The 16870-nt window shown below is 38.0% G+C and carries 15 protein-coding genes and 2 tRNA genes; 6 read left to right on the top strand and 11 right to left on the bottom strand.

Annotation, left to right across the window (positions count from 1 at the left end):
• Positions 1-44 precede the first annotated feature (44 nt).
• The 5 genes from A9Y75_RS09055 (at position 45) to A9Y75_RS09035 (ending at position 1796) form a co-directional block, all read left to right on the top strand.
• A tRNA-Leu gene (locus A9Y75_RS09055) sits at positions 45-126 on the top strand.
• Positions 127-509: 383 nt separating this feature from the next.
• Positions 510-725 (top strand): hypothetical protein, encoded by a 216-nt coding sequence (locus tag A9Y75_RS09050; protein WP_071189231.1) that lies wholly within the window; start codon positions 510-512, stop codon positions 723-725.
• Entirely contained in the window at positions 716-1066 is a 351-nt protein-coding gene (locus A9Y75_RS09045; protein ID WP_071189230.1) for a type II toxin-antitoxin system PemK/MazF family toxin, read from the top strand. The genes A9Y75_RS09050 and A9Y75_RS09045 overlap by 10 nt, the downstream gene beginning before the upstream one ends.
• A gap of 252 nt (positions 1067-1318) precedes the next feature.
• Positions 1319-1540 (top strand): hypothetical protein, encoded by a 222-nt coding sequence (locus tag A9Y75_RS29510; RefSeq protein ID WP_071189229.1) that lies wholly within the window; start codon positions 1319-1321, stop codon positions 1538-1540.
• A 184-nt stretch (positions 1541-1724) separates the two neighbouring features.
• Positions 1725-1796 (top strand) — tRNA-Gln (locus tag A9Y75_RS09035).
• Positions 1797-2046: 250 nt separating this feature from the next.
• Here A9Y75_RS09035 and A9Y75_RS09030 read toward each other — a convergent pair.
• On the bottom strand, positions 2047-2526 hold the full coding sequence (locus A9Y75_RS09030; protein WP_071189228.1) for a hypothetical protein: 480 nt from the start codon (positions 2524-2526) through the stop codon (positions 2047-2049).
• Positions 2527-2696: 170 nt separating this feature from the next.
• Here A9Y75_RS09030 and A9Y75_RS09025 point away from each other — a divergent pair, with 170 nt between their 5' ends.
• Positions 2697-3977, top strand: coding sequence for a hypothetical protein (locus A9Y75_RS09025; RefSeq protein ID WP_071189227.1), 1281 nt, complete (start codon positions 2697-2699; stop codon positions 3975-3977).
• A 97-nt stretch (positions 3978-4074) separates the two neighbouring features.
• Here the strand turns inward: A9Y75_RS09025 and A9Y75_RS09020 are convergent, their stop codons facing one another.
• From A9Y75_RS09020 to A9Y75_RS08975, 10 genes are all read right to left on the bottom strand, one after another.
• Entirely contained in the window at positions 4075-5220 is a 1146-nt protein-coding gene (locus tag A9Y75_RS09020) for a SpoIID/LytB domain-containing protein (protein ID WP_071189226.1), read from the bottom strand.
• A 104-nt stretch (positions 5221-5324) separates the two neighbouring features.
• On the bottom strand, positions 5325-7559 hold the full coding sequence (locus A9Y75_RS09015; RefSeq protein WP_071189225.1) for a polysaccharide biosynthesis tyrosine autokinase: 2235 nt from the start codon (positions 7557-7559) through the stop codon (positions 5325-5327).
• A 641-nt stretch (positions 7560-8200) separates the two neighbouring features.
• On the bottom strand, positions 8201-9148 hold the full coding sequence (locus A9Y75_RS09010; RefSeq protein ID WP_071189224.1) for a ribonuclease Z: 948 nt from the start codon (positions 9146-9148) through the stop codon (positions 8201-8203).
• Between the two features lie 171 nt (positions 9149-9319).
• A complete protein-coding gene (locus A9Y75_RS09005; protein WP_071189657.1) occupies positions 9320-10273 on the bottom strand; it encodes an ATP-binding protein in 954 nt (317 codons plus the stop codon).
• Between the two features lie 43 nt (positions 10274-10316).
• A complete protein-coding gene (locus tag A9Y75_RS09000) occupies positions 10317-10994 on the bottom strand; it encodes a response regulator transcription factor (protein WP_071189223.1) in 678 nt (225 codons plus the stop codon).
• 277 nt (positions 10995-11271) lie between these two features.
• Positions 11272-11919, bottom strand: a complete 648-nt coding sequence (locus A9Y75_RS08995) for a hypothetical protein (RefSeq protein WP_143046384.1) — start codon at positions 11917-11919, stop codon at positions 11272-11274.
• Between the two features lie 164 nt (positions 11920-12083).
• Positions 12084-13478 (bottom strand): HlyD family efflux transporter periplasmic adaptor subunit, encoded by a 1395-nt coding sequence (locus tag A9Y75_RS08990; RefSeq protein WP_071189221.1) that lies wholly within the window; start codon positions 13476-13478, stop codon positions 12084-12086.
• Positions 13479-13501: 23 nt separating this feature from the next.
• Positions 13502-15652 carry a peptidase domain-containing ABC transporter gene (locus A9Y75_RS08985; protein ID WP_071189220.1) on the bottom strand — a complete coding sequence of 717 codons (2151 nt, stop codon included), beginning with the start codon at positions 15650-15652 and terminating at the stop codon, positions 13502-13504.
• 249 nt (positions 15653-15901) lie between these two features.
• Complete coding sequence (locus tag A9Y75_RS08980; protein WP_143046383.1) at positions 15902-16114, bottom strand: hypothetical protein; 213 nt, start codon at positions 16112-16114, stop codon at positions 15902-15904.
• A gap of 359 nt (positions 16115-16473) precedes the next feature.
• A complete protein-coding gene (locus A9Y75_RS08975) occupies positions 16474-16683 on the bottom strand; it encodes an efflux RND transporter permease subunit (protein WP_071189218.1) in 210 nt (69 codons plus the stop codon).
• Positions 16684-16870 lie beyond the last annotated feature (187 nt).

Below are 16870 nucleotides of genomic sequence, written 5' to 3'. Positions count from 1 at the left end.
TGCCAAAATCAAAAAATAGGCTATAATAGGAAAGTTACACCCAAGGGCGGGTGGCGGAATTGGTAGACGCACCGCACTCAAAATGCGGCACCGAAAGGTATAGGAGTTCGATTCTCCTCCTGCCCATTAAGATTTTCAATGACTAGCCTGGTTTTTTCCCAGGCTTTAAATGACAGAAAATTATTAAGTCAGAATCAGGATGTCCAGGATTAAAGGATGTACAGGATGTTACTGTTAACCTACTCAAAGATGACAGACGTTGTTCTCTGCGTCCTCTGTGTCTCTGCGGTTCGTTAATCTCATAAATTTTTGCATAAGACCCAAGAAAGCCTGAATCAGGATAACCAGGATGAGAGGATGTACAGGATGTTACCCTCATCCTACTCCAATATGACAGACGTTGTTCTCTGCGTCCTCTGCGCCTCTTTGGTTCGTCATCAATCTCCTAGTCAAAGATCCCCGACTTGAAAACCAGGTAAAATCAAAGAATGATTAACCAAAGGTGAACAATGGAAACCCAACAACTGAAAGCCCTCATAAAAGAAAGTATTTTAGAACTTATACAAGAAGAAAAATGGACAATTCAAAAAATGTTAATCCCTATCTTGACTAACAAAGAAAATGAAGAATGGAACGAGTTTTCCTTAGAACAAGCTATGAGAGGCTTAGAAAATGATCATCTTCATGAATACACTGAATCTGATCTGATAGAAAAATGGCAATAGCAGGTCAAATTGTTCTCTTCAGATTTCCGCAAACTAACCTGACACTGGGGAAACTACGTCCTGCACTACTCATAAAACCCCTATCCAATAATGTATATGATGACTGGCTTGCCTGTATGATTTCCACAAAAACAGGACAAGAACTAGCAGGATTAGATGAAATTATCTCACCCCAAGATGTTGATTTTTCGCAAACAGGCTTAAAATCAGAAAGTGTGATTCGAGCTTCACGACTAGCTGTGGTTTCAGAGCAGATACTTTTAGGAAAAATTGGTGAAATTTCTGAAGCAAGGTTAGTAAGAATTAGACAAAATTTAGCAAATTGGATTTTACAAGATTAATTAAGTATATTCAGTATGTCAGGATGTACAGGATGTTATTGTTAACCTACTAAAAAATAACAGATGTTTTTCTCTGTATCCTCTGTGTCTGGAGTGGTATACGTTTATTTTGTGACCTGTGCGTAAGTTCAATATCCAAATAGCGATCGCCATTATCGTTCCAACTTCCTGTAAAAAGTGAAATTTTTGTAGTATAATAAGGCAAGTGCTGTTTATAGAATTTCATAATCATTACTCACCGTCAAAAACAATATGCGCTTAAAAAGATGGGAATCCCCCCGAAAAGAAGGGAGAAACGATAAAGGCCGAGGCGGTTCTGCCAGAAAGAGACAACTGAAGAAACAAAGACAGATGCTGAGAAACAAACTCAAAGAAGCGCAAAAGCCAGAAAACAACCAAAACAATCAAAACAACAAGCGGGGGGAAGGTATTTTAACCTTCCCTCTTTTTTTATGCCTTTCTTGGACAATATAGCAGGTGACAGGGAACAGGTGACAGGTGACAGTGCTAGAAGCCTTTTAGTGTCTAAGTTTTAGGATTAGTTGATGTCCTAACCACCCTGTCCACGGCTATAAATAAGAATAAAAATATTTTCTAAAAAGTACTTGACATAACCCCCAGGGTAACTGCTATATTATTTGAAGTTGACTTACTTCGTTGGGGCGTAGCCAAGTGGTAAGGCAGTGGGTTTTGGTCCCGCCATCCCTAGGTTCGAATCCTAGCGCCCCAGTATTAAGAAGGGCAGGTTTTAAAACCTGTCCTTTTTTTTGTGAATTATCAAAATTAACAACGAGATTTGGTGTAAAGTCACAGTAATTCCTAATTATCACCCCATGTCTAAAGCCAGGGGCTTAAACCAAGGAATAAATTTTTGGATCTCCATAACTAAAGTTAGTTGCTCTGTAACTTTGAATTACGAATTACGTTGGCGGTAGCCTGCCGTAGGCACTATTACGAATTACGAATTACGAATTATTCGGTCACTTTTCAGGTGATTTGAGAGCTTGATCTAAAACTTGTCTAGCCTGTTCTGCTTTTGTTCGTGCTTCTTGATAACGGATATTAGCTTGGGCGAAATTTTTGAGAACCTTAAAACCTTCCTTGAGACGGGTGATTTCCTCCTCAGTAACCATATTATCTGAGAATAGAACATCAACCGCTTTGCGAATTTCCAAAGCTTCAGACCGTGATTCTTGCACCTTCAACTTCAGTGTAGCCAAATTGTTGAGAATCTGGACGGCTTGGGTAATGGCATCCTCACCGCTAGTATTATCAATAGTTGGTTCCTTAACTTCAATTAACTGTTGAGGTCCAAATCCTTCTTCTAGTTCTGTGGATAGCTGATCAGTATCCATGAGTTCCATCAGCTGATCCATTGCTTTGTCGCGGGCTTTAGCCGAATCTTTGCCAGGAACAGAAAGAATAATTTCTGGGCTTTGAGCGAGAGTATACTGAACCATATTAGGGAAAATGTGCTGGTTTACTAAGCTAGGGAGAAACTAGACACAAGAATTGTCCAGCGCCATAATGACCATATCATTTGGTGATGAGTTTATGCTATGGGTTTAAACTAAAATCAAACTTTATACTAGATTAAAGAGAAACTCAAATACAAGAGGAGAGGAGAGCAATGACTCCCAATCCCGCCATTATGCGATCTGTAGAACAATTGGGCTACCGAGTTACCGTTGGTGACGTGGCAACCCAAGCTGGTTTAAATTTAGCTGAAGCCAATCAAGGACTATTAGCCTTAGCATCAGATGCTGGGGGACATTTACAGGTAGCAGAATCCGGTGATATTGTTTATAAATTTCCCCAAAATTTTAGAACAATCTTACGTAATAAATACTTGCAATTACGGTTGCAGGAATGGTGGAAAAAAGTTTGGGGAGTGCTGTTTTACTTAATTCGCATTTCCTTTGGAATTTTCTTAATTGCTTCTATCGCGCTGATTACTGTCACCATCATCATTATTATTACTGCTGCTAACTCAGATCGGGATAACGACAATCGGAGCGGCAGTGATCGTGGATTCAATTTCTTCTTTTTCCCAGATTTATTCTGGTATTTTAGTCCCGATTATAGACAACAATCCCAAGAAAGGCGACAACAAAGAGGGGAAGAGAGCGATCTCAATTTCTTTGAAGCTGTGTTTTCGTTTTTGTTTGGTGATGGTAATCCTAACGCCAACTTAGAAGAACGCCGTTGGCAAGAAATTGCGACAGTGATTCGTAATAACAAAGGAGCAATAGTAGCAGAACAAATTGCGCCATATCTGGATAATTTGGGTGAAACATATCAGCAAGAATATGAAGATTATATGTTGCCTGTACTGGTTAGATTTAATGGGCAACCCCAGGTAAGTGCTGATGGGCAAATTGTCTATTATTTCCCAGAGTTACAAGTAAGAGCCAGCAAAAAAAAGCGGCAGTCAATAGCTCCTTATTTAGAGGAATTTCTTTGGCGGTTTAGTGCGGCGAGTTCAGGAAAAATCATGTTGAGTGCTGGTTTAGGTGTACTCAATTTTGTGGCTGCTTTAATACTGGGAAGTTTATTGAGGGATGGTACAGCCGCAGCACAAATAGGTGGACTAGTAGGCTTTGTACAAGGAATTTATTGGTTGTTGTTGGCTTATGGAGCAGGTTTTTTAGGTATACCCTTATTGCGTTATTTTTGGATTCAATGGCGCAATGGTAAAATTGCTGCTGGTAATAACCAAAGGATAGAAAGAGCAAGATTGTTAGCAAATGCTGATTCGGCTTTACAGAAGAAAATTGCTTTTGCTAGTGAATTTGCTAAAGAAAAAATCATTGGTAAAGAAGATTCTGTTTATTCCAGTGATACAGATTTGCTAGAACAGGAATTTGAGCAGGTTAAAAAACAGAATCGTTTGGATGAATCAAAGGATTAAGGTGGGCATCACAGTTACCCATACTCCTGTAGGGGCGTATTGCTCCTGTAGGGGCGTATTGCTCCTGTAGGGGCGTATTGCAATACGCCCCTACTGCCTATTTAGCCTGAATCGGCGTTAGAGCTACACCTTGGTAATAATGTCCCAAAATTTGTAAATGGCTGGCTCCGCGTTGGGCTAAACTATACGCGCCCCACTGACTCATACCTAAACCATGTCCATAGCCTAGCCCTTGGAGGACAAAACTGCCATTTTCTCCTTTGCTAACGCTAAAACGGGTACTTTTTAGCCTGAGTGCGGTACGAACTTCTTCACCTTTAAGTACTTTAGTACCTTGATCACCGATTATTTTCAGGGTTTTCACGCTGCGGAAAGGTGAGAAAGATTCAGCAATCATATCTTTGATGTTGCCTATCCCGGAAATTCTGGCGCTAATTTCTCCAGGTGAGAAGGTTTTTACCCAATTGCATTCTTTGAAACCTTGATCAAAGTCTTGTACTGCACGCAGGTAAGGGAGAGTATTTCCCCAAACATCTTCTACATTTTCGGTGTGTCCACCAGAACAAGCATGGAAGACTGAGAGAATAATTCGGTTGTTATAGGTGAGGACTTTTCCTGCTGTGCCATCTACAGCACCATAAGTGTTACGGGATTCGCTGCTGACACCTTTGTAGATTTGCCAGCGATCGGGACTATCTCCTAAGTCATAAACGGGATTGTTGCGCTGTTTTTCTCGTTCATAGAGGGCATAGGTACGGGCTGCGATCGCTTGGGCTTTGAGGGCTTCGGGAGGCCAACTAGAATTCATTTCCCCACCGATGACGCTGTAGAGATATTCTTCTAAATCGACCCAATTAACTGCGGTTAAGCCTTTTTCGGTAGGAATGACAAGAGTTCTACCTCGAAACCAGCGATCGCCAATATAAACAAATCCCTTAGCAGTTGGCTCAATCCAAAATAACCCAGATTGCCATTTATCCAAAGCCACTCCCCCCGGAACTGATTGAGCAGCATAAGCGCTCATTGCTGGTAATTGTCCAAGAGTACGTCCTGCACTATCTTTAACTATTGCAGTTGTGGAAGCACCAACTTTGACTTGATTTACTCCCCTCTCAATTGCTACGCGCAGGATGACAGATGCTTGAGCAGGAGCAACCAAAACAAACCACAAGAGGATACCTATCCACCAATGTTGTCCTTTAATTTGGGAAAATAAAGCGCCTAAATAAAGTTGGATTTTCATGCTGATTGTCTAATCACAAGCCTCTACAAGTTCAACGAGACGTTCTCCCAGGTAGGAGGTTGCCACTTCTACCTATTATGCATTTTGATTAGACTTGTGGGGTTTTAATCAGCAGATTTTATCGTGTCAGAACGTTTGGGAGATTTCCTGACTTTTGGCGAATTATTCACCTCATTAGCCACAATACCGATTAAATTCAACTGGCTCAAAATTTCCGTTGCTTGCATCAGTTCCTGTGGGGTTAACTGGCCAATACGCCCAACTATGACAATTCCATTACAAACAGAGGCGATAATTCTAGCATCAATGCTATCTAAAACAGAAGGAGCATCTATCAACACCAAGTCATAAATTTGCTCAAAGGACTCAATCAATTCTTTCATTCGTCCAGAACTCAGCAGATTTACCACATCTTCTGGTGTCGGACCAGCAGTGAGAATATCAACTGAGGGGTGAATAGGCTGGATATAATTATGAGCTTGGGTTTTGATATCATCCACCAATAGCAGAGATAGCCCCCAATCATTGGAAATTTCCAGGATTTTGTGTAAACTGGGCGATCGCAAGTTAGCATCAATAACTAGTACCCGTTGATGCATATGTGCAGCACTAGCCCCAAGTCCCAAAGCTAAAGTTGTTTTTCCCTCTCCTGGTACGGCTGAAGTCAACATCAAGGACTTAAAAGGCAAGGGATTCTTGAATATTTGAATATTTTGATAAATCATATCCAGGGTTTCATGGCTGGATAATTTATCGTTGTTTTCCACCGTTGAAGGTGCTGAATTTTGCCGCCCACGCCTAAAAATCCGCTGGAGTCTGTTTTTTAAACTTGGTTTTCCCAACTTGGAAACAGAACCCAGTAATCGAATATTTGTTAGTTTCTGTAAATCCTGTGCTGAAAAAATTGCCTTATTAAACACTTCCCAAATCAAGGCTGCTGCTGCACCTAAAATTGGACCAATTAGCACTCCGGCAATTATCAATAACCATTTACGATTACCGATATAAATACCCAAGTCTGGCTCTTCCAATACTTGCCAATCAAATCCGCCTTGAGCAATTTTCATTCCCAATGATTGTTGTACCTGAAGCAATTGCTCAAGTGTTCGGCGTTGGAATGTGACATCTGCAAGCAATCGATTGTACTCTGCTATTATGCTTGGGTATGTACTTAGCTGCCAGCGAATTTGTTGTTCAGATTTAGCTAAATTATTTTCATTGCGAATTAGTTCAAGGGCTGTTTTTTGTAATTGCTGTAATTCATTAACTAACTTCGGGTCAATTCCTAATAAATTTTCTGTTGCACGGCTCGTTTTGGTAGCTTTCTCTTTTACTTCTTGCTGTAATAAGGCAATTTGAATTTGGCGTTTTTGCTTGAGTTTTATGACTATTGGTGAATTATCAGTATAGCGCAGACGCTCCTGAGCCAAATTCAATTCTGTCTTTTTTACCTCATCTAATAAGGCTTGGTAGCTGTTAGAACGACTCATACTAGCTGAAACTTGTGCATTCTGGGTGGAAGATGCTATTTTTTGATCTAGGGTATTGTACTGAGCTTGTACAGCTTCAAATTTAGAGCGAGTAGTTTGTCGTTGTTTCTGAATATCAGCAAGAGATTCTAACAGAATTTTACTTTGTACTGACGGGTCAACTAAATTATGTTTCTGGCGAAATAATTCTAATTTTTTCTCTGACGCTATTACGTCTTTTTGCAACTTAGGTAATCGATTGTTAACAAAAGCTAAAGCTTGATTTAAACGCTGCTTTTTTTGTTCACTATTATTGTCTTGATAAACTTTCTGGAGAGCTTGCAATACCCTTTTTGTTTTTACTGGATCTGGGTCTTTGAAAGAAATAACAAATACTTGATTAACAACCTGATTAGATTCTGATAAACCCTCTAATGGGGTTATTTGTAAAGCTCCTTGATTGCCTGAATCATTTTTACCCTTAATATTTTCTATAGTAATATTGGGATAATCAGAGCGCAACAAATCTACAGCTTTTTGTACTAGCTTAGAACTCAGCATTAATTTCATCTGATGAGTATATTCTACAGATGAAAAATTAGGGGTAATTAACTCAGCTTTGGCATTTTCCTGCTTCTTGATTGATCCTGATGCTTCATCTAAATCAGAACTCACCATAATCTGCATAGAACTCTGGTACATCGGTTTAGTAATGACAGCTAGAAGAGAAGTAACTGACATCACTGCACAGGAAACCCCTAAAATGAAAAAGCGTCGGTAAAACAGAATTGTAGATATTTGTCTAATGTTAACTGCCCTTGGCTTAGAGGTAGTAACCAGTTGTTGATGATTTAGACCAGTTGTAGCCACTATAAAAGCCCTCTATTATTGAAACCATATATCTGGAAAATAATGATAAAACAGGTTTTTGAGATAATTTATACACAACTTTCTCTCTTAAACCACTAATATTTATTTTTTCCCAGGATGATATAACTACTTGATAAAACGTATCTTTAAGCAGCTATCCTATAATCAATTCATCCAGATATATGCCCGGTCAGCACTATGATAGTAAATTTATTTATAAGATTTTTAAATATTTAATGAAGGATAAAAAGGGAATATATAAAGGTTGATACATATGATTTCTAAGAAGATGTTTTAAAAGTCTAATTTATTACTTTTTTATTACTTGAATGTCAGGGTTTAGCAGCACTCGGCACTCAGCACTCGCTACGCAACATTGGTGTCAACTTAACGTGAAAGATTCTTCATTGACGTTATATGCAACTGACTCAATGACCAATCAATCCAGAAGCACCCCACCCCCGTTTTACTAACGTAAAACTTCCCCTCCTCTCTTGACGGGAGGGGACTAAGGTGTGGGGTAGAACGGCTGTGGGACAACGGTTTGAGCGTTGATACTCATATTGCTCCCGCTGCGCTTTACCCCTATGCCACATTTAGGTTTTCTATTTGGCTGAATTCTTAACACCATAGACTACAGCCTAATTGAGGACAACTTCCCGCCGTCTAGGTATGTCGTAAACCATAAAGTCCTGAGCCATTATGGTATTGGGGAAAATAGCGCGGGCTTCCCGAAGTAAATCTTTTAACTCAATGGCATTTCCGGGAGCATAGCGGGGACTAAAATGAGTCATAATTAATTGATTTACCCCGGCGGCATAAGCTGTTTGTGCCGCCATTGTAGTTGTAGAATGTAATCTTTGAAAAGCCATATCTGCATCCTGATGAGCAAAGGTGGCTTCATGAATTAACACATCCGCATCCTGGGCTAACTGTACAGCACCGTCACAATAAACTGTATCTGTACAATAAACAAACTTGCGGCCAATTTCCGTATCTCCACACAATTCACTACCATCAATTATTCGTCCATCTGCAAGGGTAACGGTTTCACCGCGCTTGAGTTTTCCATAAATGGGACCCGAAGGAATTTGTAAAGCTTTAGCTTTTTCTACATCAAAGCGTCCGCTGCGGTCTTTTTCTTCTACACGATAGCCAAATGCTGTAATACGATGATGCAGTAGACCACAGCTAATGATAAACTCATCATTTTCGTAAATTACTCCTGGCTGGACAGTATGTACCTTAATAGGGTAAGAAAAGTGGGTGTGGGAGTAACGTGAGGCGGCTTGTAGATATTCATTTAACCCAGATGGGCCATAGATATCAACTCGTTCTACATTACCAGCTAAACCGCAACTAGCAAGAAGTCCCATCAAGCCAAAAATGTGATCACCGTGCATATGGGTGATAAAAATTCGGGAGAGTTGGCTAATTTTTAGGTCACTTCGCAAAATTTGATGCTGAGTACCTTCACCGCAGTCGAATAACCACAGTTCTGCCCGTTGTGGTAATCTCAGTGCGACACTGGAAACATTACGTGATCTTGTAGGTACTCCGGAACTCGTCCCTAAAAATGTTATCTGCACAGCGTTTTTTAGCCTTTCTCTTGCTCAATATGAGGATTTATTCCCTATAGTGACATGGTTGTTGAGCAAATATACGTTCACCCATAAGCCACCTGAGAGGGGGCAAAATGCCAAAATATAATAATTTATCCATGATAACTCACAATATATCAGAAGCTACCCACTCTGCTTTTAGCAATCTGGAACTCTGAAAAAATTTGTCTCATTCCAAGATAGTTCACAAATAGTTCCTTGAGGAGAAAGGGGAACCCGTCGAAATTGACCTTTAATTTGTCGTGCTAAATTTTTAAACTGTTGCGTTCCCCGACCTTCCCTTGAGGAGTTAACTCCCAAACCATCATCTCTAATGCTGAGTGTGTAGCAGCCCGCAGATGAAGAGGAAGCAACTTGGAGGCAGGTAACTCCTGTAGCGTGTTTGCCCACATTACACAAAGCTTCTTCCAGAAATCGGCAGAGTCCTCGCTTGTTGTCAAGGGTCAGATTTCTTTCATCTATAGGCTCAAAGGTGCGAATCTTCAGCTTGAGGGTTTTAAAGCAGGGAAAATCTCGTTCCAAGGTATAGCTATAAACTTGATAGAGAATTTCATGCAGAGGGTCTTGTAAATTGATGATGATACTCTTTCCTAAGTAAAGGCTAGGTTCTTGGGTGAGATTTTCTTGTTGCCAAAACTCATAAATTCCTCGTAGATCTTGGTTTAATTTCTTTAGTTCTTTTTCTAGTTCCGGTAGTAATTTGTGAGTTGGTAAATCTTGTTCTTTGACTAATTTTAAAACCCTATCTAGGTTTTGGAGCGGCCCGTTGTGAATTGTTTCAAATGTAATTTCAATGATAGCTTGTCTGGCTTTAATTTCTGATCTAACAGCTTGGTTATAGTGATAGAAAGCTGTGATAGCTATAGCATTGATTACAAAAATTAAACTTGCTGGAAATATTGAAATCAAAATACTTTCATTTAAAAGTAAATACCCAATGCTAATTAGACTAGAGGTGGCGATACTAATAACTGTAATAGTTTCTAGTGGAGATTGCGTGAGTCTAGCACTAGCAATGTCTAAAATAGACCACCAGAAAATCAAAATATATTGCCATCGCTCTTTAATTGTTTTATCAATTCTCACCCGCATAAGCTTTATATCTAGTCTCGGTATTTGATTTTGAGATTGATAATTAATCAATTAAGCCTTGTTTTCTGGCTTGCATTTCAGTTTGGATACGGATGTTTTTCCCTTCTTCTGGGTAAACATTTAATGCATCTTGTAGCTTACTCCAATAATGACGTACCATGCGTTCTGATATACACATTTTTTCAGCTATTGATTTATCTTGTAATCCTTCCTCAAATGCTAGAGTCAGTACCTTCAACCACTCTGGTTTAACTTCTAATCCTGAGTGAATTCTACTAATATCTTTTGTATGAGTTAATCCTTGTAATGCCCAATCAACTCTTGTTAACATTTCTTGGGTAGAAAGACTTTTATCGGCAATGGTAAATCCTCCTTTATGACTATCAATATCTAGGCGAATACGTATTAATGTTCTCACATGGGCGCTTTGGACAACAATATTCAAATGGGGATATTTTTCCATCAAGATTTTCAGAAGTTTAATACCGTTATCCGGTCGTGCATTCATTCCCATATCTTCGGGAATAGAAAGATCCATAACTATTAGATCAGGTTGTAAACTAGTAACTTGCTCAAGTGTATTATTAGCATTTATAGCAGTTATAAACTCAGCCCTAGGATAGTTTTTTCGGAGGATATCAACCGTGCCACTTAAAACTGATTCATGGTCATCAATTACCAGAATTTTTAGCAATTCCTTTGCTGATAAAAGTTCTTGCATATTTAACAAATACCCTGATAAATAAACAGATCAGTATTTTTTAATTGACCGCTATGAATATCAATTAATTAGATTTTACTAGATTTTATTACTTCTGGATTATAGAATATGAGGTGTATCAACCTTAACCTATAAATTCGCACTAACCAACGTTATTATTACTGCATCTAGTACTTAGAAGACACAGTATTTTCAGTGAAAATTAGTTTAGTATTTATCATATATTTCACTGATATAAAATTTTGCATACTGTTAGTTAATTAGTCATGTAAAGTACCTACCAATAAAAATGCCAAGATGACCGAAGATTCCTTTTATAGTACAAGCATTTACCCGATATTAAAAATTTAAAGCTATGGTAAAGATATTCTAACTCTGGTAACTGAGAATGAAAAATAAGAGTAGATATATCAGGATAGGAAATTTTTACCACTAATTGCCCCATATTTCCTATTTGTCTTAATTTAATATACACAGAAAAAGCTATTAAAAGTTCTGATTCGGGTAAAGCTAGTATCAGTAATTCTTCTAAAATTCTTAAAATTATTAAGCTGTATTCAGTAGGTTCATGTCGCCAGTAATCTGGCATATCAATATGAAAATATAAATGGGGATGGGAGGATAGCCAAGGTTCTAATAAGTACTCTATAGATAAAGGTAAGCTATCTTGAATAAGTGTTGGACACAAGCGATCGCTCAATTGTACTAAAGAATGATGAAAATTATCGACTTTTTTGATATGTTCTTGAATTCCATCGATTGACAAACTCAAATTATCTATCATCAATACATCTAAACTACGACGAATGATGAATGATTCTTGTAATAAGCCATCTCGGATTCTTTCAGCTTCTAAAAATAGTTTTATAGATTGTCTATAAGACCACCACTGTAATGCTTTTTGAATCATTTCTTCAGATGTCATAAGCTTTAAAATGGTTATGCCTTGAATAATTCAGTAATACTTTATTTACATCTTGCACCTTTTTTACTAGTTGTTTAATCCAGAAATAATCATATTCTCTGGATTGATCAGGGAATAATCTACTTGTATTATAGGATTTGACAATACATAACACTGATAATTACTCATAAATCAGTAATTAACCTTGCCTTTCTCAGCATAAATTTCAATGCAGTTTCTTCTCTGGAAATAATGTCAGCTTTTACTTCCATTCCTGATTGAATACGACACTGATGATGCGTATTACCAAATTCAAGTCTTTCAGGTTGAATAGTTGCTTCAAAGTAGCTATTGGAAGTTGTTACAGTGGCATTTTTCCCCTGGGTTGTGATTACATCTGGAGAAATGCTTTTGACAACACCTTTAAGAGTGCCATAATCTGGATAAGGACAGGCATCAAAACGGAGTTGCACTTCTTGATTTACAGCAACCTTTTTAAGGTCAGCAGTAGGAATCATAGCTTTAATCACTAAAGAAGCATCATCAGGAACAATTTCAGCAATAGATTCGCTAGTACGCACTACTTGACCAGAGTTTCGTAAATTTAGCTTGAGAATGATCCCGTTACTAGTGGCAATAATAATACTTTTTTGTAATTGCTTTTCTAGTTGTTGGAGTTCTTTTTGAGATTGATTGAGTTGGGTTACAAATTCAACACGCCTCTCAATTAATGCTTGTTTTTCTTTCTTTAAAGTAGAGATACTGGCTTGGCCTTTAGCAGTTTCTTGAGCGATGCGTTCTTGTGCTATCGTCACCATTGCTTTAGTTGGATTAACCGCAACTTTAGCTGATTGAACTTGGATTTTAGCTATTTCAAAAGATTTTTGTTCTGCTCGCTGTGTTAATTTTGACTGCTTAACAAGCAGTAGTTTTTGCTCATATTCTCGCTGTCCAATAGCTCCTATTTGTGACAATTGCTTATAGCGATCGCTATCTATCTCGGCAAATGCTAAACCAGCTTCAGCCTTATCTAACTCTGTCTTGGCTTTTTGCAAACTTTCTTTAGCTGAAAGAAATTGATTTTGAGTATTAATTTGCTTTTCTTTATATTCCCTTTCGTTGCGTAAAAGATCGGCTTTTGCAGAAGCAATAGTCCGTTCTATAACTGTTTGTTCTGCTAAAATCTGACTTTCTAAAATCCGAATTTGGGCATCAATTTGGATTATTTGTAATTTACGTTGTTGGATATTAACTTGTAGTTGGCTCTTTTTGATTAGTAATTCGTCTGTATCCAGATTCGCAATGACATCTCCCATTTTAACAACCTGATTTTCTTTAACCAAAATACTTTTGATAGCACCTTCTATTTCTGGTTGCACCACACGAACTTCACCTGTAGGACGGACAGTAGCATTAGCTTTGACTGTGACATTATATTTCACCCATGAAGAGAGGGTAATCCCAGTAGCAACAGTTCCGACGAGGAACATTCCTGTTAATGATGTCCAACGACTAATAGGAGGAAGAAACTCATCATTTTTCACTGAAGAGATAAGTTTTTGATTATGGGTGTAGAGCATAATTACCTGATTATTATCAATAGTTAGGGAATTAAAAAATCTAAATGTTCCCCAGGTTTAGTTTTCAATTCCTCTAAAGAACCTTGTATTTTTAACCTTCCCTGATCTAGCAAAACTATCCAATCAGCACGATTAATTACCTTGGGACGGTGAGTAATTAAAATTGTGGTTTGACCCCGACGATGATGCAATAATTGGTCTAAAACTTGTGCCTCACTCACAGGGTCAAGTCCACCTGTAGATTCATCTAAAATCAAAATTGGTGGTTCTGTAATCATAGCTCTAGCTATGGCTAATCTTTGACGTTGACCACCGGAAATATTAGCGCCAAATTCACCTAAAATAGTTTGATATTTTTCTGGAAGTTTACTGATAAATTCATCAGCACCAGAAATTTGGCAAGCTCTGACAATCTCCTCAAATGTAACGTAAGGCGATCCTAACCGAAAATTTTCGACAATAGAACGACTCCAAAGATGAGCATCTTGAGGAACTAAAGTAACCTGTTGACGCAGACATTCTAAGGAAAGGTCTTGGAGGTTATAAAGTCCAATGCGAATATTTCCAGATTGGAGAGTATATAATCCAGCAATTAATTTAGCAAGGGTACTCTTACCACATCCAGATTTACCAATTAAAGCAACTACTTGACCACCGGGAATTGTTAAGGAAAAGTCTTCTAAAAGTTCAATTCTGCCTGCATAGTGAAAGTTAATATTGGTACAAACAATATCAGCATTTTCGGAAATTTTAGCAAAAGGCTTTTTTCCATCTCTTTCATTTTCTGGAGTAGCATCAATAACTTCTGTTAAGCGTTGTACAGAGGTTTTGGCACGAGTAAATTCTTCAACAAAGCTGATAACAGTACCAATTAAACCCAAGAAGTTACCGTTCATTGAGTTAAATGCAAGTAGCTTACCAATGCTAAGATTTTCAGCAGGTTCAATTACTAAATAGCCACCAAACCACAGCAAAATAACGCCACCAATACCAGAAACAAAACCAGAAAAAGTATTATTAATGATGCTAATTTGAATGGTGCGATATGTGAGATTAGCTAGACGACCAAAACGGCTTTCTAATTCATCCCAGAACTGTGGTCCTGCTGTAGTTGTTTTCAGAGTTAATGCACCTTTAAAGGTTTCAACTAAAACACCTTGATTTTCAGCATCTTGAACTAAAAGCTCACGAGTTTTTTGTTGTAATGTTGGCTGGAAGACAATAGTAGATAAAGTCATTATCACGGAAATCAATAAAGCTACTGTTGTCAGTTTCCAGCTATAAAAAATCATGAACCCTAGAGAAATCACCGCAATAAAAAATCGGCTGGGTAGACTGACAACTAATTGAGTAACTAATTGATTAATTTGCTGAATATCTTGCAAGCGGCTCACAATTTCGCCACTGCATCGAGCTTCGTAATAACTTAAAGGTAAGCGAAGAATTTGCCGCCCAAAATCTAAAACTAATCCTAATTGTAAGCGTTGAGCAAAGTGAGCAATTAAGTTAGATTGCACAAATGAAAGGCTATTAGAAATAAAGTTCATTACTACTACAGAAATTGCTACAGTAGTAAGTAACTTTGTGTCACCTCTAACTAATACATCATCGGTGAGAATTTGCAGTAAGAAAGGAGAAGCTAAAGATAGCAAACCCAAGACTAAATTGAGAGGTAAAGCTTGGACTAAAATAGCGCGATAAACCCAAACACGTTTGAAGAAACGCCAAAAGCCTCCAGTTTTATCACTTTTTTGTTCAAAAAAGCGGATGGGATCTGGTTCTAATAAAAGAATTAACCAATCTGTCCAACCATCAATTAAATCTTTTCTAGAAAGATGACGAACCCCGATTGCAGGATCTGCAATAAGAAAATTTTTGCCTTTTTTACCGTATAAAACAACCCAATGATTTCCTTTCCAGTGAATAATTGCTGGTAAGGGGGCTTCATTCATTCGGTCAAGCATTTCTACTGATGTTTTGACTGGATTAGCTTTAAAACCAAGTGTTTCTGCACCTCGTCTTAAGCCTAATAATGTAGTTCCAGTTTGTCCAGTTCCGACAGCTTCACGAATGCGGTTAAGGGTAAAAGTATGACCGTAATATTTAGCAATTGCAGCTAAACAAGCTGCACCACAGTCTTCTGCACTGTGCTGTTTAACAAATTGGAGTTTCATAAGTTAAGTAAAAAACTATAGAAAATAAGACAAATAATATATTTTTATTTTTTCCAAATAAGTAGGTTAACAGAAAAATTTAAAGGTATGTGAAGAAAAGTAAAATCGCCCAAAGCTCTCTTCCTGTTCCCTGTTCCCTTGCCCCAACGACAATTTTTAACGCCCACCTACTTAGGTGGTAAACACTGGTGAATATAAATAATCGGAATTTTATGCACAAAATTATGTGGTTATAATTCTGATTTTGTGTTATAAAAAACTCCAAATTCTGTATAACAAGCCACTACCTTGGATTTGGTTATTAAGCTGACCGCTACCACAACCAAAAAATGAAGCTAAAACAAAGGTTATCTGAGAGAATTGATATTCAGTTTCATTCGTCGCAGATTCGCTCAAGCTTCCTTGGGAAATATTCAAATCACTAATTCTGCTAGTGTATACATTCGTATGATCGTAGAACATATAAAACATTCCACAGGGTAGAGATAATATGCCCCCAGATACAGACTCTTGTTCCTTTTCTGATAAGTTTACGAATAAATTGGAGTTTTTGCTTGTCATATTATTAGACATTTTACAATCTTTTCTTACTTAAAAAATGATTTTACGGTGTGGAATTGTGCGGTAGATAAGTTAGACATGATAGAAATCTCCTTGATCTTGATCTGAGTTAGTTATCGCTTGGAGTTGGTTTAGTTTTGCGTGCTGCTCAACCCCTCACTTGTTAATATAATATCGAGAACTAACCTTTGGAGTCATGCTCAATTTCTGCAAACTTAATTACCAGATTTAGAAGTATCTATTTCACATTTATGTCAGCCCTATTTCCGAAAAATACACGCTCCAATTAACTGCCGAAACGTCCGCGCCATCTGCACATCAGCGGGAAAGGTTGATTGCAACGATTGCAGTAAAGCTTCTACTGCTTTTGTCACCGTGGGAGTGTCAACATCAGGCTGTTTGTTAATCATCATCACTACAGCCGGTTGCCCATTAAAACTAGCATCTCCCCGCTTCAGTGCTGCACCCATCAATTTCAACTGATAAATCGAGATGAAATTCTCAACAACTTTTTTGCCATCACTGCGTCTTCTACCTGATATTTCGTATTATTTCCAGGTTTCCTTTCATCAGGTAAGTCATGTAATGATGACCGTAAAAATTGTATTAATTCAGGAATTTATAGGGTCTCTGCCAAATGATCCATGTTTGAGTAAT

The sequence above is a fragment of the Trichormus sp. NMC-1 genome (genome assembly GCF_001858025.1).
Classification (GTDB): Bacteria; Cyanobacteriota; Cyanobacteriia; order Cyanobacteriales; family Nostocaceae; genus Anabaena.
This window is presented reverse-complemented; position numbering and strand designations above follow the sequence as displayed.

What these genes read in the sequence shown, in the direction of transcription:
- A9Y75_RS08975 (WP_071189218.1), bottom strand. Translation starts at nt 16,683, where the DNA reads ATGGGTGCAGCACTGAAGCGGGGAGATGCTAGTTTTAATGGGCAACCG.
- A9Y75_RS29510 (WP_071189229.1), top strand. Translation starts at nt 1,319, where the DNA reads ATGCGCTTAAAAAGATGGGAATCCCCCCGAAAAGAAGGGAGAAACGAT.
- A9Y75_RS09050 (WP_071189231.1), top strand. Translation starts at nt 510, where the DNA reads ATGGAAACCCAACAACTGAAAGCCCTCATAAAAGAAAGTATTTTAGAA.
- A9Y75_RS09030 (WP_071189228.1), bottom strand. Translation starts at nt 2,526, where the DNA reads ATGGTTCAGTATACTCTCGCTCAAAGCCCAGAAATTATTCTTTCTGTT.
- A9Y75_RS08995 (WP_143046384.1), bottom strand. Translation starts at nt 11,919, where the DNA reads ATGACATCTGAAGAAATGATTCAAAAAGCATTACAGTGGTGGTCTTAT.
- A9Y75_RS09005 (WP_071189657.1), bottom strand. Translation starts at nt 10,273, where the DNA reads ATGCGGGTGAGAATTGATAAAACAATTAAAGAGCGATGGCAATATATT.
- A9Y75_RS08990 (WP_071189221.1), bottom strand. Translation starts at nt 13,478, where the DNA reads ATGCTCTACACCCATAATCAAAAACTTATCTCTTCAGTGAAAAATGAT.
- A9Y75_RS09045 (WP_071189230.1), top strand. Translation starts at nt 716, where the DNA reads ATGGCAATAGCAGGTCAAATTGTTCTCTTCAGATTTCCGCAAACTAAC.
- A9Y75_RS09025 (WP_071189227.1), top strand. Translation starts at nt 2,697, where the DNA reads ATGACTCCCAATCCCGCCATTATGCGATCTGTAGAACAATTGGGCTAC.
- A9Y75_RS08985 (WP_071189220.1), bottom strand. Translation starts at nt 15,652, where the DNA reads ATGAAACTCCAATTTGTTAAACAGCACAGTGCAGAAGACTGTGGTGCA.
- A9Y75_RS09000 (WP_071189223.1), bottom strand. Translation starts at nt 10,994, where the DNA reads ATGCAAGAACTTTTATCAGCAAAGGAATTGCTAAAAATTCTGGTAATT.
- A9Y75_RS08980 (WP_143046383.1), bottom strand. Translation starts at nt 16,114, where the DNA reads ATGTTCTACGATCATACGAATGTATACACTAGCAGAATTAGTGATTTG.
- A9Y75_RS09020 (WP_071189226.1), bottom strand. Translation starts at nt 5,220, where the DNA reads ATGAAAATCCAACTTTATTTAGGCGCTTTATTTTCCCAAATTAAAGGA.